Here is a 12,505-nt window from a genome sequence, read left to right on the forward strand (position 1 = left end):
CACGAGACCGGCCAGGCCCAGACCGGACTCTTCGACCAGGGCACCGCCGAGCAACCCATCGACCCGGCCGGTCTCACCGCCCGCGATCGGGGCCGGCTGGCGGAGCTGCGCCTGCTGGCCGCCGCGTACCCGGACGCCGACCCGAGCACCCGGCTGGTCCTGCGCCGCGAGATCGACGCCGTGGTCGACCGGCTCGGCCTACGCTGGGGTACGCCGCAGGCAGCGGCCCGGCTGGCGCTGCTCCCCGCCGACGTGTGGCACCAGGTGATCCGGTTGAGCGTGCCGACGATCACCCCGGAGGCGGTGGCCGGGGTACTGGCCGTGAACCCGAATCCGAATCGGGTGCAACGTTTCCGGGCCATCGACTACCGGGCCCGGCTGGCCCCCGACTTCCGGCCCTCCACGGCCGCCGAAATCACCGCCAAGCTGCGCGAGCTGGCCGTGCAGGGGGAGCAGACCCAGTCCTCCCTGCCCCGGATGCCGGCCCTGGCCGGGCAGGTCATCGCCCTGCCGCCGGCCGCCCTGGACTCGATCCGCCGCACCGATCCACCGCTGGCCGACCGGCTGGCCGCCGACGGCGTCTACATCGACCTGACCGGCCGCTTCGACCTGCGCCCCTACACCCTCGACGGCGCACCCGAGTTTGAACTCTCGGTGTCGGCCCCCGCCTTCGACCTGAACACCGAGGCCGGCCGCAGGTCACTGCTGGCCGAGGACCGCAGCCGGGTGACCGCCGCCTTCCGTGCCGCGTACGGGTCCAACCCCGCCGCGATGGCGGTGCTCAGCACCCACGGCTTCCACTACCAGAGCGACGCCCGGTTGATGGCGCTGGTCCCGAACGCGCTCACCGACGCGCTGCGGGCGATGCTGCCCCCGGATCCCAGCACGATCGTCGAGGTCGAGGTCGAGGTCGAGCCGACCGTCAGCGGCAGCGAGGTGGCCGTGGTCGCCGACCGGGTCACCCTGCCCGACGCTAGTCGCCCGGTCGAGTACGGCCAGGCCCTGGACGACCGCACCGGGCGACCAGCGCCACTCTTCGACGGCCCACCGCGCCGCGAGCAGGTGAACCAGGGCGTACTCGGGGACTGCGGAATGCTGGCCACCATGGCGGCCGTCGCCGGGCACCGGCCGGATGCGCTGGCGAGACTTTTCCAACCGAACCCGGACGGCACGGTCGACGTGCTGCTGCACGAGAGCCTGCTGCACGGCGGCACCTCGACACCCACCGGACGGCGCCTGCGGATCACCGTACGGCCGGATGTGCCCCTGCATGCGGGCAGCCCGGGGATGTCTGCCTATGCCGACAGCTCGGTGAACGGCTCCGGCTGGGCGGCGGTGCTGGAGAAGGCGCTGGCGGCGGTCGACCGGACCTGGACCGACCAGCGACGCGACGCCTGGCAGCGGGACTGGAGCAGTTGGCACAGCAAGGACGATCCGCATCGGGCGGCCCCGCTCGGCTACGCCCGGCTGGACGTGGGCAGCACCGGCGTCCTCCAGGCCGAACTGATGACCCAGTTGACCGGTGCGCCGAGCCGCATGTCGCTCTTCGACACCAGACCGGGGCAGGAGGCCGCAGTGGCCGCTAGGCTGGCCGCCCTCCTGGCCGCCGGGAGCCCGGTGATCGCCGGTACCCGGCCCGAGGGCGCCTACCCGCCGGGACTTGCCAGTCTGCCGTTCGGGCTCTACGCCCAGCACGCCTACGAGGTCGTGTCGGTGACCGGCGGCCTGGTGCAGCTGCGCAACCCATGGGGTCACGAACATCCCGCACCGATTCCGGTCCGGGACTTCCTGAACCTGATGGGGTCCGGCTACGCCCACCTGGATGTCGCAGGCACCACCCCCACCCCGCAGGCCAGCGCACCGACCAGCCCTTACGTCCCACCTGCCCAGTTGACGACGCCGCTGACGACCTCGATCCCGGCGCCGCGGGCGGCGGAGACGACGGTCGTGACGGCCGGGGACAAGCCGCGCCGACACACCCTGGGGCGCACCGACCTGGAAGAGGAGCGGGCCGTCGTCAGCTACCTTGCGCTCCTCGGTGAGGACGGTTCGGTTAGCGGCCTGGGCGTGGTGCTGTCATCCGGTGGCAGCCAGCGGGAGGCCCACTGGCTGGCCACCGGTGCGGCCGCCGTCGGGAGGTCGCTCAACGTCGGGCGGGTCGAGGCGGAGCGGATCGCCCGCGAGGTGCTCGGGTTTAAGCTTCCGCAGGAGTCCGCGCTGCACGAGATGATTGACGGCTGAGGATGCCGGCCACAGGGACAGGGGGACAGCCGTTGCGATCCTTCACCGCCAACACAGCGATCCGAAACAACGTCCCGACCGACATCGGGTCCGCCCGACTCGGGGTGCGTTGGGTCGACGTGGGACCACCGGTGCGTGCCGAAATCGTCGTCATGCCGCGTCGGGAGGGAGACACCACGCGGTACGAGGTGACCCTCGGCGAGACCTTTCCGGTTGGCGAGGAGACCTGGCGCTTCGCGGATCTCGACATGACCAGTGCCAACCACTGGCAGGTGAAAATCCGTCGGGTGGACGAGGACGAGGTGATGGAGCCGCCCACCGGCCACCTCTGGAAGCGGGCACGCTTGCGCCCGTACGGGCAACTAGACGAGGCGCAACTCCAGTCGGTCGAGGCGGCGCTGGGGCGTCCGCTTCCGCCGGACTACCGCGACTGGCTGCGCCGGAACAACGGAGCCCTGCCCGAAGGCGAGCACCACATCCCCGGTGCACCCTTCTCGCTGCTGCCCGAGCGTCCGCTGTTCGGGATGCACCCCCAGTACCCGCCCTTCGACCTGGTGCACGCGCAGCGCGTACATCGGGATCCGTGGTTTTCGCCGGACTGGCTGGTGATCGCCAATCCCTTCGGCGGGCTGCTGGTGATCGGCACGCAGACGCCCAACGGACATGTCTACTTCCTGCACGAGCTGGACCTGCTGGGCCCGCCCGGCCCGGCCGCCTCGGCGATACGGGAGCGGAAGCTGCGGGCGGTGGCCTGGTCGATGGGGGAGTTCATCGGAAAGCTGACCCCGAAGGAGCCCGACGATCAACCGGCGGTGCAGATCCTGCCGCCCGGCACCGCCACCGACCCGCGCAACTACGGCCCGTTCTGAGCAGGCCCCTGACGCCGCCCAGCCGGGAGAACCGGGAGAGAAGCGTTGCGCTCCTTCACTGCTGTCGCCGCCATCGCGAACAATGCCACGGCCAACGTGGGACCGGCCCGATTCGGGGTCCGTTGGGTCGATGTCGGGCCCCCGGTACGCGCCGAGATCATCGTCATGCCCTTCGGGGGCGGGGAGGATCGCGACTACGAACTCACCCTCGGTGAGACCTTCCCGGTCGGTGAGGAGAGGTGGCGGTTCGCCGATCTCACCATGTCCAGCCTGGACGAGTGGGAGGTCATCGTTCGCCGGGTGGACGACGAGGAGCCGGCGGAGTCGCCGACCGCCCGGCCGTGGGAGCCGGCCCGGCTGCGCCCCTACGGCCGGCTGGACGAGGAGCAGCTCCGCTCGGTGGAGGCTGCCCTCGGGGTGCGGCTGCCGATGGAGTACCGCGACTGGCTGGGCCGGAACAACGGCGCCCTGCCCGAGGTGGAACACCACATCCCGGGTATTCCGTTCACCCTGATGCCGGAACGCCCGCTGTTCGGGGTGCACCCGCAGCACCCGGCCGTTGATCTGGTGCACGCCCAGCGGGTCCATCGGGACCCCTGGCTGTCGCGGGACTGGCTGGTCATCGCCAGGCCCTCCGGCGGTCTGCTGGTGGTCTCGGCAGCAGCGACCGGCAACGAGGTGATCCACTTCCTGCACGAGCAGGACATGGTCGGTCCACCCGGCCCGGCGGCCTCCCTGGCCCGGGAACGCAAGTTGCGCCCGGTGGCGGAGTCCATGCCGGTGCTCATCGGTCGACTGACTCCGCTTGACCTGACTGACCTGCCTCCCGCCCAGTTCGCCACCGATCAGGAGAACGGCCCCAGGTGAGCGGGCTGGTGGCGGTCAACCGAGCTGGGTCAGCAGGTCGGCGTACGCGCCCCGGACCGCGGCCAGCCGCTCGCGCCGGAACCGGCCCGGCTCACGCTGGTGCAGCTGCCGACCCCGGTCGCTGACGAAGGCCGCACCGGGGATTTCTGCCCCGTCGGGGGCGAACTTGACCACCTCGTCCAAGGCGGCGACGGCACGGGTGAGTGCGGCCCGCGCCCGCTGTGCCGCCTCACCGGTGGTCTCCGCCGGCACCGATGCGGCGTACGCGTCGGCCACCAGCAGCCATTCGCCCGGATCGAGCAACTGGGAGGGCTCGTCACCGCCGTACCGGAACCCGCCACCCGCATCGGTCGGGGTGGCCGGTAGCCGGAAGACGAACTCCCGTTCCTCGCCGCAACCCTCGCAGGCACCGGTGTAGCGGCTGGCCAGGTCACCGTCGGCCAACACGACGACGGAACTGTGCCGGGGGAACCGGGTGGACCCACACGAGCAGGCGTGCAGATCCATGTAGAGGTGCGCCTCCGCGTTGGCACGGCTAAGCGGCGGATTCATGTGCTCAACCGTACCGATCAAACCCGCTTGCTCACCGCCCCGGTGACGCCGCTGGCATACTCGGCCCCCATGGTGCTGTCGCGGGGTTGGGCGGTCTTCCTCACCGGGGTCGGGGTCTGGACCTGGGTGATCTGGCCCCGCTTCGCCCTGGCCATCTGGAACGACCCCAGGTCGTGGGCCAGCTCAGTGGTCGGGGACTGGCCGGCGACCGGCTTTCTCTGGGTGCACGCGTTGCTGATCGGCGCCTCGCTCGCCATCGGCACGACCGTCGGCCTGCTCGGCCTCCGCGCCTGGAGAGCAGCATTCCGCCGTACGCCCTGAGTCCGGCAACCCTTCGACACCCATCGGTACGCCAGGTCGGCTGTGCTGAGGGTGTCCCGCGGAGTGTGACCGGGGCCGCTCCCCCTCGATTTGACGATCATTCCGTCGGACGCGTAACTTTCTCTCTGCCAGCGCGGAACGGGCGAAACGGGGCGAAAGACCCGAGAGCCCGCACCGATTGGCACCGGGTCCTGGAGGGGAACTTCCTGGCCAGGCTCGGACCGGGTGGTGCTCGCAGGATTCGCCGGGAGGCGGATTTGGCGGAGCGAAACCGACCGGGTAAGGTTCACGACCGGCAGGGCACCGGGCGAGCCTGCGGGAGACCGCAGCGGCCGGCCTGCCAAATCCGATGAACTGGCAAAGCGGATCTCCGCTGCGCTGGATCGCGGGTGCCGAACCAGATGAAGCGTGACGGACCGGGACACACCGGTTGACACGGGCCAGACGGTGAGGTAACGTAGTAAAAGTGCCCGGCGCGAGAGCGGCGGGTGCGGGAGTGGAACGGTAGCCCCGGATGGTGGCCCTGGTGGGTTGTCTGATGGTGTGTGGTTGTTCTTTGAGAACTCAACAGGGTGTTTGATAAGCCAGTGCCAAGTAGTTTATGCCCCGTGCCGGCTGGAGGTCTTTGATTTCTGGTTGGTTTGGGATTCCTTTGGCAACATTTTGTTTGTTGTCGGGATGGATTGTTCAACAGGTTTTTGTTGGAGAGTTTGATCCTGGCTCAGGACGAACGCTGGCGGCGTGCTTAACACATGCAAGTCGAGCGGAAAGGCCCTTCGGGGTACTCGAGCGGCGAACGGGTGAGTAACACGTGAGCAACCTGCCCTAGGCTTTGGGATAACCCTCGGAAACGGGGGCTAATACCGAATATTCACTTGCGGACGCATGTTTGTGGGTGGAAAGTTTTTCGGCTTGGGATGGGCTCGCGGCCTATCAGCTTGTTGGTGGGGTAATGGCCTACCAAGGCGACGACGGGTAGCCGGCCTGAGAGGGCGACCGGCCACACTGGGACTGAGACACGGCCCAGACTCCTACGGGAGGCAGCAGTGGGGAATATTGCACAATGGGCGGAAGCCTGATGCAGCGACGCCGCGTGAGGGATGACGGCCTTCGGGTTGTAAACCTCTTTCAGCAGGGACGAAGCGCAAGTGACGGTACCTGCAGAAGAAGCGCCGGCCAACTACGTGCCAGCAGCCGCGGTAAGACGTAGGGCGCGAGCGTTGTCCGGATTTATTGGGCGTAAAGAGCTCGTAGGCGGCTTGTCGCGTCGACTGTGAAAACCCGTGGCTCAACTGCGGGCCTGCAGTCGATACGGGCAGGCTAGAGTTCGGTAGGGGAGACTGGAATTCCTGGTGTAGCGGTGAAATGCGCAGATATCAGGAGGAACACCGGTGGCGAAGGCGGGTCTCTGGGCCGATACTGACGCTGAGGAGCGAAAGCGTGGGGAGCGAACAGGATTAGATACCCTGGTAGTCCACGCTGTAAACGTTGGGCGCTAGGTGTGGGGGGCCTCTCCGGTTCTCTGTGCCGCAGCTAACGCATTAAGCGCCCCGCCTGGGGAGTACGGCCGCAAGGCTAAAACTCAAAGGAATTGACGGGGGCCCGCACAAGCGGCGGAGCATGCGGATTAATTCGATGCAACGCGAAGAACCTTACCTGGGTTTGACATCGCCGGAAATCCTGCAGAGATGTGGGGTCCTTCGGGGCCGGTGACAGGTGGTGCATGGCTGTCGTCAGCTCGTGTCGTGAGATGTTGGGTTAAGTCCCGCAACGAGCGCAACCCTCGTCCCATGTTGCCAGCAATTCGGTTGGGGACTCATGGGAGACTGCCGGGGTCAACTCGGAGGAAGGTGGGGATGACGTCAAGTCATCATGCCCCTTATGTCCAGGGCTTCACGCATGCTACAATGGCCGGTACAATGGGCTGCGATACCGTGAGGTGGAGCGAATCCCAAAAAGCCGGTCTCAGTTCGGATCGGGGTCTGCAACTCGACCCCGTGAAGTCGGAGTCGCTAGTAATCGCAGATCAGCAACGCTGCGGTGAATACGTTCCCGGGCCTTGTACACACCGCCCGTCACGTCACGAAAGTCGGCAACACCCGAAGCCGGTGGCCCAACCCTTGTGGAGGGAGCCGTCGAAGGTGGGGCTGGCGATTGGGACGAAGTCGTAACAAGGTAGCCGTACCGGAAGGTGCGGCTGGATCACCTCCTTTCTAAGGAGCACCATCCGGCGAAAGCTGGTATGGAGCCCGCGGTCTGCGAATGTCGGATCGGGGTGCTCAATTGGCGGAGACACTGGTGAGTCAGGTGCCGGCAACGGCCAGGTTCTTCCTAGTACAGCTGCTCTTCGGGGTGGTGGGAACGGTGGGGTTGGTGCGGCTGGTGGCTGATGATGAACACCCTGTTGGGTCCTGAAGGAACAACCTGTTGTGGTTGTTGTCTTCGGAGCCGATGACCTCACCGTTGGGTGGGGTTTTGGTTGCCAGGCATGGCCTGGTCTCGCATACCGCCGGCGGTGGTCGGGTTTGGTGTGGGGCTTGGGGTTGTGGGTTGGTTGTTTGTTGAGAATTGCACAGTGGACGCGAGCATCTTTGTGGTCAAGTTGTCAAGGGCGAACGGTGGATGCCTTGGCACCAGGAGCCGATGAAGGACGTGGGAGGCCGCGATAGGCCTGGGGGAGCTGTCAACCAAGCTGTGATCCCAGGGTGTCCGAATGGGGTAACCCGGCATCAGTCATGTGATGTCACCTGCACCTGAACTCATAGGGTGTATGGAGGGAACGCGGGGAAGTGAAACATCTCAGTACCCGTAGGAAGAGAAAACAATTTAGTGATTCCGTGAGTAGTGGCGAGCGAAAGCGGATCGAGGCTAAACCGGTTGCGTGTGATACCTGTCAGGGGTTGCGTGGTCGGGGTTGTGGGACCCTGCTGAACATGCTGACACGTGTTCGAGGAGTTATAAAACCAGTTGTTAGCTGAATGGTCTGGAAAGGCCGACCGTAGACGGTGATAGTCCGGTAGGTGAAAGCAGCTGGTCTTCTGTGGGTGTTCCCGAGTAGCGGCGGACTCCTGAAATCTGCCGTGAATCTGCCAGGACCACCTGGTAAGCCTAAATACTTCCTGGTGACCGATAGCGGACGAGTACCGTGAGGGAATGGTGAAAAGTACCCCGGGAGGGGAGTGAAATAGTACCTGAAACCGTTCGCCTACAATCCGTCGGAGCCTTGAGGGGTGACGGCGTGCCTTTTGAAGAATGAGCCTGCGAGTTAGTGGCATGTGGCGAGGTTAACCCGTGTGGGGGAGCCGTAGCGAAAGCGAGTCTGAAGAGGGCGTTTGAGTCGCATGTTCTAGACCCGAAGCGGAGTGATCTAGCCATGGGCAGGCTGAAGCGTGGGTAAGACCGCGTGGAGGGCCGAACCCACCAACGTTGAAAAGTTGGGGGATGACCTGTGGTTAGGGGTGAAAGGCCAATCAAACTCCGTGATAGCTGGTTCTCCCCGAAATGCATTTAGGTGCAGCGTCGCGTGTTTCTTGCCGGAGGTAGAGCACTGGATGGTCTAGGGGGCCCACAAGCTTACCGAAATCAGCCAAACTCCGAATGCCGGTAAGTGAGAGCGCGGCAGTGAGACTGCGGGGGATAAGCTTCGTAGTCGAGAGGGAAACAGCCCAGATCACCAGCTAAGGCCCCTAAGCGTGTGCTAAGTGGAAAAGGATGTGGGATCGCATAGACAACCAGGAGGTTGGCTTAGAAGCAGCCACCCTTTAAAGAGTGCGTAATAGCTCACTGGTCAAGTGGTTCCGCGCCGACAATGTAGCGGGGCTCAAGCACACCGCCGAAGCTGTGGCATTCACATTTTAACCCCGCTGGCGCCTTCGGGTGTCGGTGCAGGTGTGTGGATGGGTAGGGGAGCGTCGTGCCGGGGGTGAAGCAGCGGGGTGACCCAGTTGTGGACGCGGCACGAGTGAGAATGCAGGCATGAGTAGCGAAAGAAGGGTGAGAAACCCTTCCGCCGGATGACCAAGGGTTCCAGGGCCAGGTTAATCCGCCCTGGGTGAGTCGGGACCTAAGGCGAGGCCGAGAGGCGTAGTCGATGGACAACGGGTTGATATTCCCGTACCCGCGAAAGAGCGTCCCTGATGAACCTCGTTGTGCTAACCACCCGAGCCGGCTGATGTCTTCGGACTGATGTTGGGGAGCGTGGGAACCTGGCGGGTAGTAGTCAAGCGATGGGGTGACGCAGGAAGGTAGCTGAGCCCGGCCGGTGGTTGTGCCGGGGTAAGCGTGTAGGCCGTGCTGTAGGCAAATCCGCAGCACATGAGGCTGAGACGTGATGCCGAGCCGATTCAGGTGAAGTCAGTGATCCTATGCTGCCGAGAAAAGCCTCTAGCGAGTTCTGAGCGGCCCGTACCCCAAACCGACACAGGTGGTCAGGTAGAGAATACCGAGGCGATCGGGCGAACTGTGGTTAAGGAACTCGGCAAATTGCCCCCGTAACTTAGGGAGAAGGGGGGCCGGAGACGTGAAGCCCCGCGCGGGTGGAGCGTTGTATGGCCGCAGAGAGCAGGGGGAAGCGACTGTTTACTAAAAACACAGGTCCATGCGAAGAAGTAATTCGATGTATATGGACTGACGCCTGCCCGGTGCTGGAACGTTAAGGGGACCTGTTAGCTCTTCGGGGCGAAGCGGAGAACTTAAGCGCCAGTAAACGGCGGTGGTAACTATAACCATCCTAAGGTAGCGAAATTCCTTGTCGGGTAAGTTCCGACCTGCACGAATGGCGTAACGACTTCCCCACTGTCTCAACCACAGGCCCGGCGAAATTGCAGTACGAGTAAAGATGCTCGTTACGCGCGGCAGGACGGAAAGACCCCGGGACCTTTACTATAGCTTGACATTGGTATCTGAGTTAGCTTGTGTAGGATAGGTGGGAGCCGGTGAAGCGCATACGCCAGTATGCGTGGAGGCAATCTTGAAATACCACTCTGGTTGATTCGGGTATCTAACTTCGGACCGTTATCCGGTTCAGGGACAGTGTCTGGTGGGTAGTTTAACTGGGGCGGTTGCCTCCTAAAAGGTAACGGAGGCGCCCAAAGGTTCCCTCAGCCTGGTTGGCAATCAGGTGTTGAGTGCAAGTACACAAGGGAGCTTGACTGTGAGACTGACGGGTCGAGCAGGGACGAAAGTCGGGACTAGTGATCCGGCACTTGCGAGTGGAAGCGGTGTCGCTCAACGGATAAAAGGTACCCCGGGGATAACAGGCTGATCTTCCCCAAGAGTCCATATCGACGGGATGGTTTGGCACCTCGATGTCGGCTCGTCGCATCCTGGGGCTGTAGCAGGTCCCAAGGGTTGGGCTGTTCGCCCATTAAAGCGGTACGCGAGCTGGGTTTAGAACGTCGTGAGACAGTTCGGTCCCTATCCGCCGTGCGCGTAGGATACTTGAGAAGGGCTGTCCCTAGTACGAGAGGACCGGGACGGACGAACCTCTGGTGTGCCAGTTGTCCCGCCAGGGGCACGGCTGGTTAGCTACGTTCGGAAGGGATAACCGCTGAAAGCATCTAAGCGGGAAGCCTGCTTCAAGATGAGGTATCCCACCACCCTTCGGGGTGGGTAAGGCCCCCAGCTAGACGACTGGGTTGATAGGCCGGAAATGTAAGCCCGGTAACGGGTTCAGTTGACCGGTACTAATAGGCCGAGGACTTGCTCACAAAGATTCTGCTCGCGTCCACTGTGCAACTCACGACAAACAAACAAACACCCCGACACACTGTTGGTGTGGTGTTGTTTGATATGTTGATAAGGTTACGGCGGTCATGGCGGAGGGGAAACGCCCGGTTACATTCCGAACCCGGAAGCTAAGCCCTCCAGCGCCGATGGTACTGCACTCGGGAGGGTGTGGGAGAGTAGGACACCGCCGGACACACTTCGATATGAGGGCCACCCCCTAGGGGGTGGCCCTCATACGTTTCCCCACCCAGCTGCCTCCTGGTGCCAGTCCGGGGACAGCTCTGCCGCCCCCGGCAATGCCTTCCCATGCGCGGCATGTCCGCGGCCGCCGCTGCGCAGTGACACTGGCAAACTCGGCGTCCATGAAGGACGGCAAGGACTGGTACGCCTGGCATGGCCCGTACACCGATCCCGGCTCGCCCCTGGCACGCCGGCTGAGGCTGGTCCAGCAGCACATCGCCGCCTGGCTCGATGAGCGACCCGGCGGACCGGTCTCCGTGGTCAGCATGTGCGCCGGCCAAGGCCACGACATCCTGGCCGTGCTGGCGTCACGCCCCGATGCGAGGCGAGTCAGCGCCACCCTGATCGAGTACGAACCGCGCAACGTCGTCGCAGCCCGGGCAATGGCCGAGGGCCACGATACGGTGACCGTTGCACAGGCCGACGCCGGTGACCTCGCCTCATACCGGCAGGCGGTGCCTGCGGACCTGGTCATCATGGCTGGCGTTCTGGGCAACATCAGCGACGCCGATGTACACACCACCATTCAGGCATTGCCGCAGCTCTGCGCGGCCGACGCCACGGTTATCTGGACCAGGACACGACGAGCACCCGACCTGACACCGGCTGTCCGAGGATGGCTGGCCGAAGCAGGGTTCGCCGAAGAGGCGTTCACCGCTCCCGACGACGTGCTGTTCTCCGTCGGCGTCCATCGCTTCACCGGCACCCACAGCAGCTGGGGAGCGGCAAGATCTTCCAGTTCATCGCATGACCGACGGCGAACCGACGATTTGACGGTTCGGGGGACCGGAGACCTCTGACCTCGGAGGCAGACTCGACGACCAGTGGTGAGGTTCGAGCCATGACGAACCTATAGGGACACCCTCCTTCGCTCTGCTTCAACCCGCGCAACAACCGGCAAGGAAAACCGGTGCGCGGGTTGAAGCAGAGCAAAGGGCCTGACCCGCAGGCGCTTGTCGGCATACGACTTCGGGTGCCCTGGTGTAGGTGAGGCTGAACTCACCCGGCCGCTGACCCGGCTGTGGTCGGTGTCGGTGACGTTGCGTAGCCTTCCAGGCGGAGTGGGGCCGTATTCGATGAAAGGGTGAGCGGTGGCGCGTACCTGGCTGTCCATCCGGGTTGAGCTGATCTCCGGTCGTGGCCTCGACCTGTGGCCTCGACCTGGCAGGGTCTTCGCCGCAGGCCGGTCCCACACCTTCGCTCAGCTGGCTGAGGCGATCGACCTGGCGTTCGCCCGTTGGGACCTGGCCCACATGCACATGTTCACGCTGGCCGACCAGACCCAGGTCACACCGCTTGAGTTGTGGGATGGCGAAGCGCCCGAGGGCAGCATCGACAGCGACCGGACCAAGATGAGTCGGCTGGGCGGCGGCGAGCAGTTCGCGTACCTGTTCGACTTCGGTGACGACTGGGCGCACCTGTGCACGGTCGCCGAGTCCCGCATCGACCCGCTCGAGACGCTCGGCGGTCTGCCTGCCGAGCCGATGCCGTACTTCGGCTGGGGTGACTTGCCCGACCAGTATGGCCGGCGCTGGGACGGCGACGACGGCGGGTCGCAGCCGCCGAAACCTCCCCGCCGACCGCTTGCCGACCTTCCCCCGCTGCTGCCGTGGTGGGGACCCCGCCAACGCGGACAGTGACGAGTACGGCAAGGCCGAGGAGACGTATGGTGAAAGCCGCCGATTCGG

At 64.7% G+C, this 12,505-nt stretch carries 6 protein-coding genes and 3 rRNA genes; 8 read left to right on the top strand and 1 reads right to left on the bottom strand.

All coding sequences use genetic code 11. The annotated features are described in order from the left end of the window. Positions 1–2,243: 2,243 nt before the first annotated feature. A complete protein-coding gene (locus OIE53_RS23505) occupies positions 2,244–3,110 on the top strand; it encodes a DUF6406 domain-containing protein (RefSeq protein WP_327023662.1) in 867 nt (288 codons plus the stop codon). Between the two features lie 45 nt (positions 3,111–3,155). Then, positions 3,156–3,977: a DUF6406 domain-containing protein gene (locus OIE53_RS23510; protein ID WP_327023663.1), complete on the top strand. Its 822-nt coding sequence runs from the start codon at positions 3,156–3,158 to the stop codon at positions 3,975–3,977. 15 nt (positions 3,978–3,992) lie between these two features. On the opposite strand, the gene OIE53_RS23515 is transcribed toward OIE53_RS23510, so the two are convergent. After that, positions 3,993–4,529 (bottom strand): hypothetical protein, encoded by a 537-nt coding sequence (locus tag OIE53_RS23515; RefSeq protein ID WP_327023664.1) that lies wholly within the window; start codon positions 4,527–4,529, stop codon positions 3,993–3,995. A 69-nt stretch (positions 4,530–4,598) separates the two neighbouring features. On the opposite strand from OIE53_RS23515, the gene OIE53_RS23520 reads away from it, so the two are divergent. The 6 genes from OIE53_RS23520 (at position 4,599) to OIE53_RS23545 (ending at position 12,457) form a co-directional block, all read left to right on the top strand. Next, positions 4,599–4,850, top strand: coding sequence for an SCO4848 family membrane protein (locus tag OIE53_RS23520; RefSeq protein WP_327023665.1), 252 nt, complete (start codon positions 4,599–4,601; stop codon positions 4,848–4,850). 698 nt (positions 4,851–5,548) lie between these two features. Continuing rightward, positions 5,549–7,063, top strand: a 16S ribosomal RNA gene (locus OIE53_RS23525). 382 nt (positions 7,064–7,445) lie between these two features. After that, positions 7,446–10,558, top strand: a 23S ribosomal RNA gene (locus OIE53_RS23530). A gap of 95 nt (positions 10,559–10,653) precedes the next feature. Continuing rightward, positions 10,654–10,770 (top strand): 5S ribosomal RNA (gene rrf, locus OIE53_RS23535). Together the 16S, 23S and 5S rRNA genes form the textbook arrangement of a ribosomal RNA operon. Positions 10,771–10,939: 169 nt before the next feature. After that, entirely contained in the window at positions 10,940–11,617 is a 678-nt protein-coding gene (locus OIE53_RS23540) for a class I SAM-dependent methyltransferase family protein (RefSeq protein ID WP_327023666.1), read from the top strand. 291 nt (positions 11,618–11,908) lie between these two features. Next, positions 11,909–12,457: an IS1096 element passenger TnpR family protein gene (locus tag OIE53_RS23545; protein ID WP_327023667.1), complete on the top strand. Its 549-nt coding sequence runs from the start codon at positions 11,909–11,911 to the stop codon at positions 12,455–12,457. Positions 12,458–12,505 lie beyond the last annotated feature (48 nt).

This window comes from Micromonospora sp. NBC_01739 (genome assembly GCF_035920385.1).
Classification (GTDB): Bacteria; Actinomycetota; Actinomycetes; order Mycobacteriales; family Micromonosporaceae; genus Micromonospora.

Excerpts from the sequence above, each read along its gene's own strand:
- OIE53_RS23505 (WP_327023662.1), top strand. The coding sequence starts at position 2,244 with ATGCCGGCCACAGGGACAGGGGGACAGCCGTTGCGATCCTTCACCGCC.
- OIE53_RS23515 (WP_327023664.1), bottom strand. The coding sequence starts at position 4,529 with ATGAATCCGCCGCTTAGCCGTGCCAACGCGGAGGCGCACCTCTACATG.
- OIE53_RS23520 (WP_327023665.1), top strand. The coding sequence starts at position 4,599 with ATGGTGCTGTCGCGGGGTTGGGCGGTCTTCCTCACCGGGGTCGGGGTC.
- OIE53_RS23540 (WP_327023666.1), top strand. The coding sequence starts at position 10,940 with ATGAAGGACGGCAAGGACTGGTACGCCTGGCATGGCCCGTACACCGAT.